This is a genomic window from Pseudomonas sp. (genome assembly GCF_049645325.1).
Classification (GTDB): Bacteria; Pseudomonadota; Gammaproteobacteria; order Pseudomonadales; family Pseudomonadaceae; genus Aquipseudomonas.
The window spans coordinates 1-17,963 of record NZ_JBARTQ010000275.1; the positions used below are offsets into that span (position 1 = coordinate 1).

Sequence of the window (17,963 nt, forward strand, 5' to 3'; positions counted from 1 at the left end):
GTGATACTTGACCAAAAAGCTCGCGGTGTCCTGGTTGGTCTTGAACGCGCCGGAGTCTTCAATCCCGTACTTGTTCTTCCAGTAGTCGTATTCGAAACCGACATACAACTGCTTCTCGCCCCAGTGCAGCGCCTTGCCCAAGTCGTATTTAACCTGTGGGTTAATGTGCATGTTGGCGTGGTAAGTGCCGCGTGAAGTCTTGTCGTTATCGACTACCCAGTCGATGTACCCGTCGATCAATACATTGGAATCACCCACGGGAATGGTGTACGACCATACCGGCGTGATTTGCCAAATGTTGTCACCCGGACGATTGCCCTCGGTCTGGCGCTGGTAGAAGTTCAGCTGGAAGTAGTCGAAACCGGGGATGTTCAAGTCAAAGCCAGGGCCAAACAAGTACGACTCGCTATCGCCTTCGCCGAACTCATAAGTGAGGGCCAGCAATACGTCTTTGATCGGGCCGAATGACAAGTCTTTGTCAAAGATTTTACCGAACGACAAACGCGGGCTGAACTCGCCGTAGTAGGTGCTTGGGCCGACGTTGCCGTCTTCCTTGCCGTTGTAAAAGATGCGGTCGACGAACAGGAAGTTGTCGCCGTACTTCCAGGCGTCAGCATGTTCGAAGGTGACGGTTTGCTGGATCTGCGGGTTGACGGTGAAGTTCTTGCCCCACAGGTAAGTCAGGCTGTTGTTCTGCCACTGCAACAAGTCACCGGCTACGGCCTGGCCACCGGCCAGCAGGGATCCTGCCACCATCAGGCCTTTCAACATAGGTTTCATTCGGTTGCTCCCGAGTCAAAGTTTTAGGGTTGTTTTTTTCTACGCAGGCGCTCTGGTGTGGCGCCTTTTGGTTCGCTGCAAAAATCGTCTGTTTGGTCAGCTTTAATGCTTTTAGCAAGAGCTGCGCCAAGGTGTTCAAAAAGCCAATAAAACGCCTTCGGCTGCACAGGGTGCAGTCGAGTCCAGAGGGTTTTTTGTACACGTTGGCCGCAGACAGTGGGCCAGGATAAGTTGGCCCTGCAGTCAGCTTTTACATTCGCTGTTTTTTTTTGAGTCGATTCGAGCGGGCGCGGAGAATACTGGCTCCCAGGCCTTGGCTCAAGTGCGCTGTTAGAGCGCGCGTGGGGCGAGAATGGGGCGCGGCTTGTGGCCGGCCCCAGGTGAATGGCGTGCATGTGGGTACTTCCTGTTGGGTATTATTCTTGTTGTTTTTTACTAACAGGCGGAATCAATGCGTGTGGGCAACGGCGGGTCGTTCAGCGCCGCCGAGGATGTTGAACAGTATGTTCAGCGACAATGCACTGAGGGTGGCCATGGCAATCCCGCTGTGGGTAATCGGGCTCATCCACAGTGGCAGTTGCGCGAAGAACTCAGGACGCACCACCGGGATCAAGCCCATGCCGATGCTCACCGCCACCAGCAACTGGTTGCGGCGGTCGGCGATGTCGGCTTCTTGCAGGATCTTGATACCGGTGGCTGCGACCATGCCGAACATGGCGATCGCCGCGCCGCCCAATACTGCGGGCGGGATCGAGGCCACCAGGAAGGCGGCCTTGGGCAGCAGGCTGAGCACAATCAGAAACGCGCCGGCCATGATCGTCACCGAGCGGCAGCGCACGCCGGTCATCTGCACCAGGCCGATATTCTGCGCGAACGAGGAGTGGGTAAAGGTGTTGAAAAAACCGGCGAAGAACGACGCGCCGGCATCACACAGTAAACCGCGCCGCAGCATTTTCGGCGTGACCTCTTGGCCGGTGATCTTGCCCAGGGCGAGGAACATGCCGGTGGACTCGACGAAGATGATCACCACCACCAGGCACATCGACAAAATCGGCGCCAATTCGAATTTCGGCATGCCGAAATGCAGCGGCGTGACCACCTGCACCCACGGCGCCTGGGCCAGGCCGCCGAGGTCGACCATGCCGAGCACGCCGCACAGGCCATAGCCGAGCGCCATGCCGATCAGCACCGAGATGTTTACCCAGAAGCCGCGCATAAAGCGGTTGATCAGCAAGATCGTACCCAGTACCAGCGCGGCAATCGCCAGGTAAACCGGGGAGCCGAACGTCGCGGCAGCGCTGCCGCCACCGGCCCAGTTCACGGCCACCGGAAACAGTGACAGGCCAATCGCGGTGATCACCGTGCCAGTCACCAGCGGTGGGAAAAAGCGCACGACCTTGGACATGAACGGGGCGATGAGTATGCCGAAGAAGCCCGCAGCGATGGTCGCGCCGAAGATGCCCTGCAAGCCGATACCCGGCATGCCGGCCATGGCGACCATGCTGCCGACGGCGGCGAAACTGGCGCCCATCATCACCGGCATGCGAATGCCCACCGGGCCGATGCCGAACGACTGCACCATGGTGGCAATGCCGGCGACCAGCAGGTCGGCATTAATCAGGAAAGCGATTTCTTCACGGCTCAGGCCGGCGGCCTGGCCAATGATCAGGGGCACGGCGACGGCGCCGCCGTACATCAGCAAGACGTGTTGCAGGCCTACCAGAATCAGTTGCAAGAGGGGCAGCCGCACCATGGCGGGCGCGGCAGGAATCTGCGGTTCGACTAACTCGGTCATGCAACACCTCGGATCTTTTTATTGTTGTGTTGTTCGGCATTCAATTGCCGGGTGGAGCGCACTCTACAAATTTGCACAGGGTTAAATGTGGGAGCAGGCAAGCCAGCTCCCCCATTGGATCTGTGTGAATCAGTCAGTCAGTTGGTACGCGCCCCCTGATTGATCCAGGTGCCGATCAAATCCCGCTCCTGCTGGGTCATCTGCGTAATGTTGCCCAGCGGCATGATCTGACTGGCCACGGCCTGCGCTTGAATACGCGCCGCCTGCTGCTGGATCTGCGTCGGGGTGTCGAACATCACGCCTGCCGGTGCGGTGCTGAACAACGGGCTGGTCGGCTTGGCCGAATGGCACACCGCGCAGCGTTCCTGAATCACCCCGTGCACCTTGTCGAAATCAATCGAGGCCTGCGCAGGTGCCGCTGCGGCAGCCGGTTCAGCGGGCGCCGCCGGTGCCGCCGGTTTCAAGCCACCGCCCAATGCGGTTTCCGGCAATGGTTGGTACTCGATGGCGGCGGGTGCCTTGGCCACATCCGGAGCCGTCGAAACGGGTTTCGGGCCGGTCACGTACGCCAGGCAGATCATCGCCAGCGCGCCAACCGGCAGCGTCCACGCATATTTCTGGCTGTTGTGACGGGTATTGAAGTAGTGCCGTACCAACACCGCCGCCACCGCGATACCGGCCAGGATCAGCCAGTTGTATTGGCTGCCATAGGTGCTCGGGAAGTGGTTGCTGATCATGATGAACAGCACCGGCAAGGTGAAGTAGTTGTTGTGACGCGAACGCAGCAAACCCTTGGCCGGCAATGCCGGGTCGGGCGTGCGGTTTTCCGCGATCGCCGCCACCAACGCGCGCTGGGCGGGCATGATGATGCGGAACACGTTACCGACCATGATGGTGCCGATCACTGCACCCACGTGCAGGTAAGCGCCGCGGCCGCTGAACACCTTGCTGAAGCCGTAGGCCGCCGCAATCAACAGCACAAACAGAATGAAACCGAGCAGGGCAGGGCGTTTGCCCAGGGCCGAGTCGCAGAGGAAGGAGTAGATGAACCAGCCGGCGAACAGTGAGCCAATGCCCAGCAACACGCCTTCGGTGCCGCTGAGCGTGCTGCCGGGGGCGAGCAGGTACAGCGTCGGGTTGAGGTAGAACACCACGCACAGCAGCGCGACGCCCGACATCCAGGTGAAATAGGCTTCCCATTTGAACCAGTGCAGGTTGTCCGGCATGGTCGGTGGGGCCAGTTTGTATTTTTCCAGGTGGTAGATACCGCCACCGTGGATCGCCCACAAGTCACCGGCGAGGCCGTCCTTGGGGTTGACGCGATTGAGGTTGTTTTCCAGCCAGACGAAATAGAAGGAAGCGCCGATCCACGCGACGCCAGTGATCATGTGAACCCAGCGTACGCTCAGGTTCAGCCATTCCAACAGATGTGCTTCCACAGTCTTTACCTCTCGCCTGTCACCCTTGTTGTCGGGTGATCCGGCCTTCTCTTATTGGTGGGGGGCGAGGATCAACCGCTCATCCTCTTTGAAAAAATGCTCATCGCAGTTATTGCCTGTGCCACTGCGATCAACCACCAGGAAGTCATCCCGCTTTTCGATCGTCAGCACCGGGTGGTGCCAGACGCCGCGATGGTAATTAATGCCCTGCCTGCCGTTGGTAACGAAGGCGCGGACCAAGCCCGATACAGGTTCATCGCCAAGTGGCGCGACCACGATCAGAAAGGGGTTGCCGAGCAGCGGTATGAACGCCTGGCTGCCCAGCGGGTGTCTCTCCAGCATGCACACGGTCAGCGGCATGTCCTGCGCGTCGGCGCGGAAGATGCTGATGATGGCGTTGTCTTCAGGCTGTGCGGTTTCTACCGTTGCCAGCTTGTGAAAACGCATGGTCGACCCGTTGTTGATCATGAAGTGATCGCTGCCATCGGTTTCGATGACGTCTCCGAAAGGGGCGAAGGCTTCTTTGGTCAGGGGTTCGATCATCAGTGTGCGCATGGCTGTCTTCTTATCCGGATTCTGTGTTGTTTGTTCTATTGCTATCGCGGGCAAGCCCGGCTCCCACATTTTGATCTGCGAATACATTCAAATGTGGCAGCTGGCTTGCCTGCGATGGGCTCACCGCTTATTTAGCTACTTTGCCCAATACGCGCAAACGGCTCACACCACCATCGGGAAACACGTTGAGGCGAATGTGAGTAATCGGGCCCAGCGCCTTGATCTGCTCGGCGAAGCTGTGTTCGGCGTGCATTTCCAGTTTCTGCGCCGGCAGCAGTTCGCGCCAGAACAGCGATTGGGTTTCGATCTGGCTGTCGGTGCCGCCCTTCACGAACGCGCCCTGGATCGAGCAGGTGTCCGGGTAGTTGCCCTTGAAGTGCAGGGTGTCGACGATGACCTTCTCGATTTCGCCAGGGTGACCCAGGGCGACAATCACCCAGTCATTGCCCGGCGTACGACGACGTGCAGTTTCCCAACCGTCGCCCATGTTGATACCACGGCCCGGGTTGAGGATGTTGCTCATGCGACCGAAGTGTTCATCGGAGCACGCCAGGGCGCGGCCACCGTTGAGGGCCGAGGCCAGGTCGACTTGTTCGTTGTCGCCCACCGACGACCAGTCGCGGAACGGAATGCCGTACACACGCAGACGGGCCACGCCGCCATCCGGGTAGATGTTGAAACGCAGGTGGCTGAAGGCCTGGTCGTTGTTGATCTCGTGGTAATGGTGGCTGTTGCCTTGCAGCTCGACGGCCGACAGCACTTCCACCCACTGGGTGGTGTCATCAGGGTCGCCCGAGGCCAGGAAGCAGGCTTCCAGCGAGGCAGACGGCGGAAAGTTGCCGGTGAAGAATGAAGTGTCGATGTCCACGCCCTTGATCGAGCCGGGCACGCCCAGGCGAATCACGGCGCTGTCGTAGCCTTCGAAACGCTTGCGGCGCGACTCCCAGCCGTCCATCCACTTGCCGTTGTCATCGAAAACGCCCTCCTTCCACACGGCCGGGGTCGGCTGGAACAGGCGGTTGGCGTCAGCGAACCAGTCATCGGTCACCGAAAGGATCTTGGTGCCCAGTCGGGCGTCGGCCAGGTTGACGAACTTCTCGAAAGGTACGGCGTAAGCTTTCATTCTTCTTGTCTGCCTTGAATTGAGTGGCTTGGGATGCTCGCCAGGCCCTGGGCGTCATGAGCGCTCGGGCCAGGTCTGCTAAAGGGTCAGTAATCGGAACAACGCGATTTTGTTGATCTCGGCCAGGGCGCATTTGAACTCGGTGTCTGCCGAGTTGTGAATGCGCGTTTCGAACGCGGCCAGGATCTGGTGCCGGTTGCTGCCTTTTACCGCCATGATGAAGGGAAACTTGAACGTGGCTTTGTAGGCATCGTTCAGCTCGGTGAAGCGAGAAAACTCCTCACTCGTGCATTGGTGAATACCGGCGCCAGCCTGTTCATGGGTGCTGGCTTCGGTCAACTGGCCCTGGACGGCCGCACGGCCTGCCAGGTCCGGGTGAGCATTGATCAGGGCCAGTTGACTGGCATGATCAGCGCTCAACAGGATATCGCTCATGCGCTGGTGCAGGGTTTCGATCTCATCGATCGAGCTGTCCTGGCCCAGGTCGAAGGCCTTTTCGGCCACCCATGGCGAATGTTCGTAGATATCGGCGAAGGCGTTGATGAATTCATCGCGGCTCAGGGTCGATGGTTTCAAGGTTTGGAACGTAGTCATTTCGCCGCTCCCGAGGCCGGGTGGGTTGCGTGCCAGTGACGGGCGATGTCGACGCGGCGCGTGAACCACACCTGCTCATGGCCTTTGGCGTATTCGATAAAGCGCTTCAACGAGGCCAGGCGCCCAGGGCGGCCGATCAGGCGGCAATGCAGGCCGATGGAGAGCATTTTCGGGGCCTCGGCACCTTCGGCATACAGCACGTCGAACGCGTCCTTGAGGTACTCGAAAAAGTCATCGCCCTTGTTGAAACCCTGCACTTGGGTGAAGCGCATGTCGTTGGTGTCCAGGGTGTAGGGGATCACCAGGTGCGGCTTGCCGGTCGGGTTGTTGGGTTCCCAGTAGGGCAGGTCGTCGTCGTAGGTGTCGCAGTCGTAGAGGAAGCCGCCTTCCTCCATCACCAGCCGGCGGGTGTTGGGGCCGGTGCGCCCGGTGTACCAGCCCAGCGGGCGCTCGCCGGTCAGTTCGGTGAGGATGCGGATGGCTTCGAGCATATGCTCGCGCTCCTGGGCCTCGTCCATGTACTGGTAGTCGATCCAGCGGTAGCCGTGGCTGCAGATCTCGTGGCCGGCGTCGACCATGGCGCGGATCACATCCGGATGGCGCTGGGCGGCCATGGCCACGGCAAAGATGGTCAGCGGGATGTCGAATTCTTTAAACAGCTTGAGGATGCGCCACACACCGGCACGGCTGCCATACTCGTACAGCGACTCCATGCTCATGTTGCGCGCGCCTTGCAGCGGCTGGGCCGAGACCATTTCCGAAAGGAACGCCTCGGACTCTTTATCGCCGTGCAAAATGTTGCGCTCGCCGCCTTCTTCGTAGTTGAGTACGAAAGACAACGCAATGCGCGCCTTGCCCGGCCAGTGGGGGTGAGGAGGGTTACTGCCGTAACCGATCAGGTCGCGTGGGTAGTCAGCGCTCACTGCAGTCTTCCTTCTTGTTCGTGATCATTCATGTGGCGGCCGGGCAGTGAAATGACTGGGTGGCGTCACAGCGATGAGTGATTGTATACAACTTATCACCGACTTTGTAAGCCTACATTTCTGCATTTTTTCCGTAGACCTCTGTTTAAACGGTGTAGCAAGAAACTTGCCTGACTGGTCAGCTAATGGATAAAAGGTCGTTTAAAAGCAAGGATTACTCTCCAATTGCGCTATCGGTCAACACAGGCGAGCAGATCCACAGCTTTGTGATTTTTATTGTGTACAATTTTTTTAAAAAGTGTCTTAATCAGCCGTCGCCGGCTTTTTCGATGCCCTGAAAAAGTGCAGGCTCCTCATCCACTGACTTCGGGAGGCGCGTAGACGCCATGGGACGTTTGACCACACACGTTTTGGACGCCGCACACGGCTGCCCCGGCAGCGCTATCAAGGTTGAGCTGTACCGCGTCGAAGGCGCGCAGCTTGAACTGGTCGCCACCGCCGTGACCAACAGCGACGGCCGCTGCGACGCGCCAGTGCTGCAAGGCGATGACTACCGCACAGGTGTGTACCAGCTGCAATTCAGCGCCGGCGACTACTACCGCGCCCGTGGCGTGCAATTGCCTGAACCTGCGTTTCTCGACGTGGTGGTGCTGCGTTTCGGCATCAGTGCCGAACAGGATCACTACCATGTCCCCCTGCTGATTTCGCCCTACAGCTACTCCACGTATCGCGGTAGCTGAGTCGTCACCTCGCTTCACACCCCCAAAGCTCTTCGTTGGTTTTTTGCCCGCCCACACTGCGGGCTTTTTTTTGCCTGAAGGTTGGCCGGCCAATTATGTAACGCACTGCGCAAGGCGCGAGTGCCTAGGCTCGGGTTTTCAGCCCAGAAGGCGCCGCCATGCGCACAGACACTCCCGACTCTGCCCCCTCGGCCGTTGAATTCGACGATCCCGCCACCACCCCGGCGCAACGCCTGGCGGCCCTGCGCACGTTGCTGACCCGGCGTATCAACGCCACGGCCCACCCCAGTCGCACCCTCAACCAACTGTATGGCGCCTCTGTGCGGTGCGCCGAAACCGCGAAAACCATGCGCGCGTTACTGGGTCGTTCACCACGCATCCTGAGCGTGATTCACCGAGCCTTGCGCGATGCTTTTGCGATGGACCCGGGCAAATTGCTGTTCAGCGAGCCGCCGCCGCCCCGCGCGGCAGAGCGCGTCGACAGCCTGATCGACAGAGCCCTGGCGCTGTTTCGCGACCCCGGTGTGCCGATCAATATTCATCATTTCACTCGCTTGAGTGTCCAGGGCGAGGCTGATTGCAGCCTGCCGTTCAACGCAAAGGAGGCGATGGACCGCGTCGTCAGCCTGGGGCTGAAGGGCCGTATCGACAGTGCCGTGTCAGGGTACTGGCAGCAACTGGCAGAAGGCAGCGCGTTGGCGCGGCGCGAACGTTGGGCGCAGTTGCACACCGCGCTGCTGGCGGACCAGGCGTTCCTCGCACAGCAGCTGTTTCAGCTGTCGCCGGCGGGCTACCAGATGGTCAAGCAATTGCTGGATGCGCCGACGCTTGAGGCGCGTCGGCAGGCCGGTGGCGACTGGGCCAGGGTGCGGGTGGGCCAGGTTACGTGGCCGCACGCGACACAGGGTGTGCTGGCGATTCCAGGGGCCTTGCACCTTTACCGAGACGGTGCCGCGCAGTCGCTTCAGGTGATTTACCTGCCGGGGTTGGCGCAGGCATTTCATGAGTTCGAGAACTGGGAGCAGGTGCAGCAACGCCTGCCCGCGCGGGTCCATACGTCGTTATTCAGCAAGCTATGGCACTACTTGCCTTTTGAACATCGGCACGCCGCGCCGAATGCCCTTCAGCCCGGCTCGGCAATAGCTGGCGATGCGCTGGCGCACAGCGCGCAAGCCTTGCTCGAAGAGCAGTGGCACAACGAGTGGGCGTGCGTTCTCTCGCTCGATTACGCCGTATCAGGTGCTCCGGAGGCCGTGTGGCCCAGCCGTAAAGTCGCAGGCTTGATGCGGTTTACCGAAAAAGGTCGCGAGCAACTGGTCAGCATGCTGCCGTTCGAGTCACTGCTGGAAAGTTTGCTGGACTGGGACGCGCAGCGCCGCGCACCCGAGATCAGCTTCGCAAGCCTTTCGCCGGACCTGTCGCGCAGCAGCCGTGAACGACTGTTGCTGCGTTACGAGACGGGCCTGGAGGTGCTGCTGGACGGTGACGGCGAGGCCTATCAGGCATTCGCCGGGCTCGAAGCAGAACGCCGCGACCTGGCGCGTAATGTCAGCCGCTGGGTACAAGGCAGCGAGCTGTTTCAAAAAGCCTTCTGGCTCGAACGTCCTGACGCCACGCGCAAGCGTGCGTCCATGGTGTTGAATGCCCAGCGCCAAGCCTGGCGTCGAGAGGTGCAGTTGCAACACCGGCTCACATTGATCGGGCAGGCTCACCTGGACAGGTTGCTGGAAGTCCTCGACACGCCCCTGGCAAGCGCACGGGCCGGCAGTGATACCCGCGTAGTGCGGGTTTCAGTGAACGGCGAAGCGGACAGTGTTTACCCGCTGATCGGTGTGTTTGCAGTGACCACTGCCGGCGCCCTGGCCGCGCCGCAAAGCGACCAGCCGGTAGCGCTGTTGGTCAGTGGCGATTTCGGCGGCCTGGCCGTATTCGACAGCCTCGACGGTTTATCCGAAGGGCTGCGGGCCAGCCTGGCAAGCCCGGACGGGTCGGTGCTGTGGCGCTGCATTGGCCGGGATGTGCGTGGAACTGCGCGCCTGGCGCTGGCTGCAACGGTGACGGTGGCGTACACCGACGTCGAGTACGACGTGCTGTATGAAGACCTCAAAACCCTGATCGAGCACTACGCTCGGTTAAACCTGCTGCTCGGCGCCAAGACTCAGCTGTTCAGCGAAGTGAGCGATACCTCCTTGGCCAGCCTCATGCTCGCCGAGGAATTGCGCGAACAGGTGCAGGTGCCCGTCAACGAAGCACGTACGCTGGCCATGGCCAACCTTGAGTTCATGCGGTTTGCCGCGCAGAAAGCCAGCGCGCTACCGGCTTGGCTGGCCACCGCCACAGTGGGCGAGCGCACGCATTACAAGCGGCTGCAGCGACGCTACCTGTCGAGTGCCATGGCCTGGGAAAACCGTCTGTGGCAGACCCTGCCACCGTTGCTTGAGTTTGCTCGCCGATTGCTGCTGGCCCAACTGACCCTGGATGGCTTTTACCCTGGGGTGGATGTCGACAAGCCACTGTTGGAGATGCCAGATGACGTCAGTGCGCATTTTTGTGGCTGGGCAAGCCATTGCACGCCGGGTGATCGCCACATCAAAACAACAGTCAGCCGCGAGCGTACGACCTTCAGCCTGTTGGAGCTGGCCCTGCACAACCTCGATCCCCAGGCGCCGTGGACCGAATGGCGCTTGAACCACGCGCGATTCCTCAACCCGGCCTGGAAAGCACGCTTGAGCCCGCGCTACCTGATCAAGACGTTATCGGCGCTGGACATCGGCGGTAAGTACAACCGGCTGATCGAGTTGGCGTTTCACCCATCGAACACTGCGTTGCCCCGCGCGCTGATTGATCGAGCCACGGAACAGCTTGGCCAGATGCAGCTGTTTTCAGCGCTCAGGCAGGGGCTGTCCGACGCAGCACAACAGTTGTTTACGACGTCGATGGCCGCGCGTACCGCTGCCGATTTGAACCAGCACGGCCAGCACGCGAGCCTGGGCTTCGTGCGCCTGTGTGCGCATACACTCAAGCACCCACGCCACATCACCGGCATTTTGGTGATGACCGATCGCCTTTCGCCGCTGTGCCTGGTGTATTGGCCGACGGCCTTGGGTTTCCCGCCGTTGAGTGAATACCCGAGTTGGCAGCGGGCAAGGGAAGCACTGAATAGGGGCGGTGCATCGGCCGAAAATGTAAAGGCACTGTCGCACCTCGTCGCGCCGGGTTGGGAGGGTGAAGCGATGGCCAGTTACCCGGGCTACCGAGCGCATTCGCCCACGTGGACTGTCCCGCTGATCAAGATTCTGCCCGCGCAGCTGGCGGGTTATGCGGTCCTTGAGATCTACGAAAGCATTCGGCGCTTTGTGCGCACCTTCAAGATCAAACACACCGTGGCCGCGGCGGACCCGCAAACCATTGAGGCGCAGATCAAGGAGCAGATCGAGGCTGAGCCGACGGAGTGGCTGGATATTGTGACCACGTCGCATTGCGACGCCAGCGCGCTGTTCGCCCATGGCCGTATGTTGGACATCCAGCAGCGCGCCCATGCCCGTGCGAATTCCGGCGCGACGCTGACACAGCACCGTGACGAGCGCTTGGGCGAGCAGTGGGATGCCACGGTACGTGGGCTTTTATCGTTCATTCCCGTGGTGGGCCTCGGCGTCAGCCTGTATGAAGTGTTGCTCGCCGCCCGGCGCTTTCACCTGGGCGGCACGCCTGAGCACGCGCTGGACGTCGCGTTTATCACGTTAATGACGCTGATCGATGTACTCACCTCGTTCATACCGGGCGCCAAACCATCTCGGCCTGGCGTGGCACCGGGGCGGGCTGTGATTCGCGCGGGTTTGCGCCAGTTGCATCGCCGTCAGGCGGTGGCCGCAAACGTCCTGTCGCCGCCTCAACCGGCGGCGCGCCTCACGAAACTGCTGGAGCGCTTCAACACGCCTTTTTCAACCGAGGGTGCCGTTGCCTTGCAAGGCCCGGGGGAGAAGGGTGTCTATGTGAGGAATGGCGAGCAATTCGTGGTGGACGGCGAGCGTCGCTACCCGGTGTATCGACGCGCGCAGGAAGAGGCTTTACGGGTAAAAAATTCGGCCGGGGGCAGCGAAGGCGAATGGGTGCTGTACCTGCGCGAGGACCGGGAATGGTTGCTCGGCGCCGATGCGCCGTCGTCCCCGCAACCAGGGCCCAGTTCCCGAATCTGGCAACCGTTTGTCGACCAAACGACCACGGAATGGACACCGCCCTCGCGCGCGGCCGTTGACGGCAGGATGCGTCAAACGTTGGCAGAGCCATACGCCTATGAGCCTTGGGCAATTCCCCCTCCGTTGATACTCAATGACTCGCTGCGAGAACAGAGGATTTTCGAGGTTTCCGTCTCGCCTCAGGTGCAGGGCTACAGGGTGGTGGAGCACAACGGTCGTCACTACCGTGTGCTGCCTGACGGTTCGGATGTATCGGCCCGGCAGGTGATGTTCATCCTGCGCAACCAAACCTTGCAGCATGCTGCATCGCTTGACCTTGCCTATTGGCTGGGGGCCGGTTTGGTTGATCAGCCGATTCCGGGGACCTTCGGTGCCAACGGCCAATGGACGTTTCATCGCCGGCTGTTCAACGAGCCATTAAACGTCTCGTTGATCCGGGCTTTCCCGGCCATGACGGCGAACAGTCGCAAGTTCCTGATAGAACGCTTGCTTGGATTATCCGACCCCAGTAAATCCCTGACCGCCACTCACCTGTTGAGGCTCAGGGCCACCTTGGACAAGTGGTTGGCGCCGGCTGCTATCGGGCAAACCGACGATTTGTTGAAACTGTTGCGGCCCCTGCGGAGCCCCACGCGTACCCGCCTCTATATCGGTAACGAAACGACGACCCCGGGCTTCGACCGGGTGGATTTCACCGTAAGCCGGATACCGGCCGCTGAATGGCGATCGGCCGGCCAAGGCACTCACGCCGAGCGGTCGGTATGGATGCAGCGCGAGGTTCGCGAGCAGCTTGAGCGACAGGGTTTCATCGTGCAGGCGGTGGGCAAAGGTCCGGGCGCTGGTGCATCGCTGGATTTCAGCTGCACTCACCCTCACTCTCAAAACCTGTATTACGTACTGACGCGCTGGATAAAAGACCCGCTCATCGTGTTTGCAGCGGGGCGGGTGATGCAATTGAGCGATGAGTGGTTTCGACTCAAACTCGCCAAAAACAGCTATGACGGTACGTTTGCACCTATCAAGCAAGCCATGGAGAAAAAACGCCTGGTGAAGATTATTGCGGGTGTCCAATGGACACCCACAGCGCCCCTGACGGTGTTTTTCGTCAAGTTCGGCAGCCTCAAGCCCGGAGTAGTGAAGCCGCGCCTGCCGCGCCAAAAAAGGCCGCACTCACCCGGTTGAACCAACTCTGGCCGTTGCCGCTGCGCAGGTAGCGTGCAGCGCCGTGGGCACTCAGGCCATAGGCCAGTTTGCACAGCAGGTCGAGCACGGTCCAGGTGGCAATCATGATCAGCAGTTGCGGCAGAAAGGCCTGTTGGCCATTGAGAAACTGCGGCAGGAAAGCGGCGAAAAACAGGATGTCCTTGGGGTTGCTGGCGCCCAATACAAACGCACGGCCAAACAGCGCGCGAAAACGCGGGACGGGTGCGTCATACGGCACTTCCGCGCTTTTGCCCGGCTGCCGCGATTGCCGCCAGCTCTGCCAAGCGAGGTAGAACAGGTACACGGCGCCGACGATTTTCAAGGCACTGAACAGTTGCTCGGACGCCAGCAGCAGGGCACCCAGGCCGAGGGCCGAGGCGCTGAGCAGGCAGATCGAGGCAAACACCCCGCCGAGGAACGCCGGGTATGAGCGGCGCAGGCCGTAGTTCAAACTGTTGCTGATCATCAGCAACGACAGCGGCCCCGGGATCAGGATCACCACCAATGCAGCACCACTGAACAGCAGCCAGGTTTCCAGGTTCATTTACATTGCTCCTTTCATGCAAAAGCCCCACCCGAAGGTGAGGCGGTTTAAAGCCCTTCCTGCGTTACAGGAAAATAAACTTGGCGATAAAGATCGCGCACAACACCCACAAGCTGATGGAAATCTCGCGGTACTTGCCAGTGCCAGCCTTGAGCGCCACATAGGTGATAAAGCCCAGCGCGATCCCGTCGGCTACCGAAAACGTCAACGGCATCATGATCGCCGTGACAATCGCCGGAATGCTGTCGGTGGCTTCGTCCCAATTGATATGGGCCATGCTCGCCATCATCAGCATTGCGACATAAATCAATGCGCCCGCCGTGGCATAGGCTGGAATCATCCCCGCCAGTGGTGCAAAAAACATTGCCGCCACAAACAGAATGCCCACGGTTACGGCCGTCAGCCCGGTACGGCCACCGGCGGCCACGCCTGCTGCACTTTCCACGTAGCTGGTGACCGGCGGCACACCGACCATGGCGCCGAACACGCTGGAAGCACTGTCGGCTTTCAGCGCGCGGGAAAGGTTATCGATCTTGCCATCGGCATTCACCAGCCCGGCCCGCTGCGCGACGCCCATCAGTGTACCTGCGGTGTCGAACATGTGTACAAAAAGAAAGGCAAAAACAACGCTTATCATGCTGACATTGAATACACCTTTCACGTCCATCGCCATCCAGGTCGGTGCCAGGCTCGGTGGGGTGGAAAGAATACCGTTGTAGTGCACCAGGCCCAAGCCCCAGCCGGCGAGGGTCACGGCGATGATGCTGATCAGGATCGCGCCGAATACGCGGTGGTAGCTGAGGATCGCGATCAACAGGAAGCACACGGCGGCCAGCAGCGGCGCCGGCTCATGCAGTGAGCCGAGCTTGATCAAGGTGGCCGGGCTCTCGACGATGATGCCGGCGGTCTTCAGGCCGATCACCCCGAGGAACAGACCGACGCCTGCGCCCATGGCATGGCGCAGGCTCACCGGAATGCTGTTGAGCAGCCACTCGCGCACGCGGGACAGGGTCAGGCCCATGAACAGCACACCGGAAATAAACACCGCACCCAGCGCGGTTTCCCAGTGGTAGCCCATGGTGCCGACCACGGTATAGGTGAAAAACGCGTTCAGGCCCATGCCCGGTGCCAGGCCCACTGGCCAGTTGGCGTACAAGCCCATCAACAGGCAGCCCAGCGCGGCGGCGATGCAGGTGGCAACGAACGCCGCGCCGTGATCAATGCCCGCGTCGGCCATGATGTTCGGGTTGACGAAGATGATGTAGGCCATGGTGATAAAGGTCGTGAGGCCGGCGATCAGCTCGGTCTTCACTGTGGTGCCATGCATGCTGAGTTTGAACAGGCGTTCCAACCAACTGTTGTTGGGCTGGGCGATTTCCAGCGTTGGGGCTTCGGATTTGCGGCTATCCACAGCGAGTACTCCTCAAGAGTTTTATTGTTATTTCCAGCGCCGGTCACAGATGTGGGCAACAGCGCTTTGAGGTACTGGCGGGTTTTGTTGACCAATAGGTCAGGAACTCGCACGAAGCGAATTATGCTTTTGTATACAAATAAAGCAAATAATGTTTTCGATTCTGCGTGCGAAAGGGGATGAAAGGCTAATTCGCAGCACTCAGCGCCTGATTCACCGCCAGCCACCCCGCGACCGCTGCTTCACCGGCTTCACCAAAGGCGCGCTGCAACAACTTGACCTGTTCGCGGCGCAGTGACTGTTCGAAGCGCAGGCCTTCTTCACTCAATTCCAGCAGGCGTTTGCGCTTGTCGGTCTCGGACGCGACGCTGTTCACCAGGTGCATTTCCTGCAATTGGCGCAACGGCATGTTCAGCGCCTGCTTGCTCACACCGAGCAATTCCAGCAGTTCCTTGACGCTCAAAGTCGGGTAGCGCGCGATAAAAAACACGATGCGCTGATGCACGCGGCTGAGGCCACGGCGTTCAAGCATTTCGTCGGCCTTGGCGGTGAATGCTTGGTAGCCGAAGAAAAACGCTTCCATGGCTTGTTGCTGACTGGTCTGGTTTTTAAGGTCAAGCATATTGACGTATCCACGCAAGTCGTCGTAATTTCGGTCAAGCAGTTTGACGTATTTTTCAGAGTCTTCGCTACCGGTGACCTTATGGCCTTCTCAGAACGTGTTACACGCCTCAAAAGCTCCTTGATCCGTGAAATCCTCGCGGCGGCCCAGCGCCCGGAAGTGATGTCGTTCGCCGGTGGCCTGCCGGCCGAGGCCATGCTGCCTGCGCTGGACTGGAAGGCTATGCCGCTGAACATCGGCCAATACGGCATGAGCGAAGGTGAACCGCAACTGCGCGAACTGCTCGCCGCCGAGGCGCGCGCTTTGGGTGTGCCGTGCCAGGCGAGCCAGGTGCTGGTGGTCAGCGGTTCCCAGCAAACCCTGGACCTGGTGGCCAAACTGTACATCGACAAGGGCACCCAGGTTCTGCTGGAAGGCCCGACTTACCTCGCCGCGCTGCAGATTTTTCAGCTGTTCGGCGCCGATTGCCTGACCGTGACACTGGAAGCCGACGGCCCCAATCTGCCCGCCTTGCGCGCCAGCCTCGAACGCCATCGCCCGGCGTTCATCTACCTGATCCCGACCTTCCAGAACCCCTCGGCCGTGCGCTACAGCGAAGCCAAGCGCGAGGCTGTCGCCGCTCTGCTCGACGAGTTCGGCGTGACCCTGATCGAAGATGAACCCTACCGCGAGCTGACGTTTGATGGCGCCAGCGCGCGCCCGATTGTCAGTCGCTTGAAAAAGGCCAGTTGGATCTACACCGGTACCGTGTCCAAAACCTTGTTGCCGGGCCTGCGCGTCGGTTACCTGATCGCCAGCCCGGACCTGTTCCCGCACTTGCTCAAGCTGAAACAATCGGCCGACCTGCACACCAATCGCGTGGGCCAGTGGCAGGCAATGCAGTGGATCGGCACCGAGCGATACCAGCAACATCTGGTGGAACTGCGCAGCTTTTATCGCGAGCGCCGCGATGCTTTCCAGTCCACACTCGAACGGCATTTCAGCGACCTGGCCGACTGGCAGGTGCCCCAGGGCGGATTATTCTTCTGGCTGACCTTGAAACAGCCACTCGACACCCGCACCTTGTTGGCGCAAGCGCTTGAGCAAAACGTCGCGTTCATGCCCGGTGAGCCGTTCTTTTCCGAGCCGGACCGGCACCTTGGCTCGTTGCGGCTCAATTTCAGCCATATCGACCCGGCCCGTTTGGACGAAGGTCTCAAGCGCCTGGCCGCCGTGGTCCGTCAAGCACAGCACGCGCAAGCGGCATAAGGGGAGCCCCATGTACAAGGTTTATGGCGATTACAAGTCGGGCAACTGCTACAAGGTCAAATTGATGCTCAATTTGTTGGGCATCCCGTACCAATGGATCGATGTCGACATCCTCAACGGCGACACCCAGACCGCCGAGTTCCTGGCCAAGAACCCCAACGGCAAGATTCCGGTACTGGAGCTGGAAGACGGCACCTGCCTGTGGGAATCCAATGCGATTCTCAACTTCCTCGCCGATGGCAGTGAGTTCTTGCCGAGCGAGCCGCGCCTGCGTACTCAAGTGTTGCAGTGGCAGTTCTTCGAGCAATACAGCCACGAGCCCTACATCGCCGTGGCGCGGTTTATCCAGTTTTATTTGGGGCTGCCGGAGGATCGGCTGGAGGAGTACAAAACCACGCACAAGGGCGGTTACAAAGCGTTGAAAGTGATGGAGCGTCAGTTGCAGGCCACGCCGTACCTGGTGGGCGAGCAATATTCGATTGCAGATATCGCGTTGTACGCCTACACCCACGTGGCCCATGAAGGTGGTTTTGACCTGACGCCTTATCCGGCCGTGCAGGCGTGGCTGAAGCGCGTCGCCAGCCATCCCAAGCATGTGCCGATGCTGGACTGACGGGCGCTCTTTGGCCTGAAGCAGATCAACTGTGGGAGCTGGATTGCCTGCGATGGCCATAAGTATCTACACAATTTTCAAGGCTGAAAAATCTCCCTGTAGTGAGCGGGCTTGTCCCGCGCTGGGCTGCGAAGCGGCCCCAACAAAGACTCCGCCGAGTTCCAGATAGAACCAGGT

General features: G+C 60.1%; 14 protein-coding genes. 4 read left to right on the top strand and 10 right to left on the bottom strand.

Features of this window, described 5'->3' with window-relative positions; genetic code table 11:
• The 7 genes from WBB95_RS12025 to puuE all read right to left on the bottom strand — a co-directional run.
• The coding region (locus WBB95_RS12025; protein WP_424487798.1) for an outer membrane protein OmpK at positions 1–780 on the bottom strand (780 nt) is incomplete at its 3' end.
• Positions 781–1,228: 448 nt separating this feature from the next.
• Complete coding sequence (locus WBB95_RS12030) at positions 1,229–2,575, bottom strand: nucleobase:cation symporter-2 family protein (protein ID WP_424487799.1); 1,347 nt, start codon at positions 2,573–2,575, stop codon at positions 1,229–1,231.
• A 137-nt stretch (positions 2,576–2,712) separates the two neighbouring features.
• Positions 2,713–4,014, bottom strand: a complete 1,302-nt coding sequence (locus WBB95_RS12035; protein ID WP_424487800.1) for a urate hydroxylase PuuD — start codon at positions 4,012–4,014, stop codon at positions 2,713–2,715.
• 51 nt (positions 4,015–4,065) lie between these two features.
• Positions 4,066–4,569, bottom strand: coding sequence for an ureidoglycolate lyase (locus tag WBB95_RS12040; RefSeq protein ID WP_048721015.1), 504 nt, complete (start codon positions 4,567–4,569; stop codon positions 4,066–4,068).
• A 127-nt stretch (positions 4,570–4,696) separates the two neighbouring features.
• Entirely contained in the window at positions 4,697–5,692 is a 996-nt protein-coding gene (alc, locus tag WBB95_RS12045) for an allantoicase (RefSeq protein WP_424487801.1), read from the bottom strand.
• 78 nt (positions 5,693–5,770) lie between these two features.
• Positions 5,771–6,286 carry a 2-oxo-4-hydroxy-4-carboxy-5-ureidoimidazoline decarboxylase gene (gene uraD, locus WBB95_RS12050; protein WP_424487802.1) on the bottom strand — a complete coding sequence of 172 codons (516 nt, stop codon included), beginning with the start codon at positions 6,284–6,286 and terminating at the stop codon, positions 5,771–5,773.
• Positions 6,283–7,209 (bottom strand): allantoinase PuuE, encoded by a 927-nt coding sequence (gene puuE, locus WBB95_RS12055; RefSeq protein ID WP_424487803.1) that lies wholly within the window; start codon positions 7,207–7,209, stop codon positions 6,283–6,285. Before puuE ends, uraD begins: the two co-directional genes overlap by 4 nt.
• Positions 7,210–7,595: 386 nt before the next feature.
• On the opposite strand from puuE, the gene uraH reads away from it, so the two are divergent.
• Positions 7,596–7,949: a hydroxyisourate hydrolase gene (uraH, locus tag WBB95_RS12060; RefSeq protein ID WP_424487804.1), complete on the top strand. Its 354-nt coding sequence runs from the start codon at positions 7,596–7,598 to the stop codon at positions 7,947–7,949.
• Positions 7,950–8,107: 158 nt separating this feature from the next.
• The gene (locus WBB95_RS12065) at positions 8,108–13,327 is read left to right on the top strand and encodes a dermonecrotic toxin domain-containing protein (protein WP_424487805.1); all 5,220 of its coding nucleotides are present in this window, start codon (positions 8,108–8,110) and stop codon (positions 13,325–13,327) included.
• Here the strand turns inward: WBB95_RS12065 and WBB95_RS12070 are convergent.
• The 3 genes from WBB95_RS12070 to WBB95_RS12080 all read right to left on the bottom strand — a co-directional run bounded on the left by WBB95_RS12070 (position 13,266) and on the right by WBB95_RS12080 (position 15,925).
• The gene (locus tag WBB95_RS12070; protein ID WP_424487806.1) at positions 13,266–13,892 is read right to left on the bottom strand and encodes a LysE family translocator; all 627 of its coding nucleotides are present in this window, start codon (positions 13,890–13,892) and stop codon (positions 13,266–13,268) included. The genes WBB95_RS12065 and WBB95_RS12070 overlap by 62 nt on opposite strands.
• Positions 13,893–13,956: 64 nt before the next feature.
• Positions 13,957–15,219, bottom strand: a complete 1,263-nt coding sequence (locus WBB95_RS12075) for an NCS2 family permease (RefSeq protein WP_424487810.1) — start codon at positions 15,217–15,219, stop codon at positions 13,957–13,959.
• 271 nt (positions 15,220–15,490) lie between these two features.
• Entirely contained in the window at positions 15,491–15,925 is a 435-nt protein-coding gene (locus WBB95_RS12080; RefSeq protein ID WP_424487807.1) for a MarR family winged helix-turn-helix transcriptional regulator, read from the bottom strand.
• A gap of 81 nt (positions 15,926–16,006) precedes the next feature.
• Here WBB95_RS12080 and WBB95_RS12085 point away from each other — a divergent pair, with 81 nt between their 5' ends.
• Complete coding sequence (locus tag WBB95_RS12085) at positions 16,007–17,173, top strand: PLP-dependent aminotransferase family protein (RefSeq protein WP_424487808.1); 1,167 nt, start codon at positions 16,007–16,009, stop codon at positions 17,171–17,173.
• A 10-nt stretch (positions 17,174–17,183) separates the two neighbouring features.
• Entirely contained in the window at positions 17,184–17,786 is a 603-nt protein-coding gene (locus WBB95_RS12090; RefSeq protein ID WP_424487809.1) for a glutathione S-transferase family protein, read from the top strand.
• Positions 17,787–17,963: the final 177 nt, after the last annotated feature.

Coding starts and splice junctions, on each gene's coding strand:
- WBB95_RS12030 (WP_424487799.1), bottom strand. CDS start 2,575: ATGACCGAGTTAGTCGAACCGCAGATTCCTGCCGCGCCCGCCATGGTG.
- WBB95_RS12040 (WP_048721015.1), bottom strand. CDS start 4,569: ATGCGCACACTGATGATCGAACCCCTGACCAAAGAAGCCTTCGCCCCT.
- alc (WP_424487801.1), bottom strand. CDS start 5,692: ATGAAAGCTTACGCCGTACCTTTCGAGAAGTTCGTCAACCTGGCCGAC.
- uraD (WP_424487802.1), bottom strand. CDS start 6,286: ATGACTACGTTCCAAACCTTGAAACCATCGACCCTGAGCCGCGATGAA.
- uraH (WP_424487804.1), top strand. CDS start 7,596: ATGGGACGTTTGACCACACACGTTTTGGACGCCGCACACGGCTGCCCC.
- WBB95_RS12065 (WP_424487805.1), top strand. CDS start 8,108: ATGCGCACAGACACTCCCGACTCTGCCCCCTCGGCCGTTGAATTCGAC.
- WBB95_RS12070 (WP_424487806.1), bottom strand. CDS start 13,892: ATGAACCTGGAAACCTGGCTGCTGTTCAGTGGTGCTGCATTGGTGGTG.
- WBB95_RS12075 (WP_424487810.1), bottom strand. CDS start 15,219: ATGCATGGCACCACAGTGAAGACCGAGCTGATCGCCGGCCTCACGACC.
- WBB95_RS12080 (WP_424487807.1), bottom strand. CDS start 15,925: ATGCTTGACCTTAAAAACCAGACCAGTCAGCAACAAGCCATGGAAGCG.
- WBB95_RS12085 (WP_424487808.1), top strand. CDS start 16,007: ATGGCCTTCTCAGAACGTGTTACACGCCTCAAAAGCTCCTTGATCCGT.
- WBB95_RS12090 (WP_424487809.1), top strand. CDS start 17,184: ATGTACAAGGTTTATGGCGATTACAAGTCGGGCAACTGCTACAAGGTC.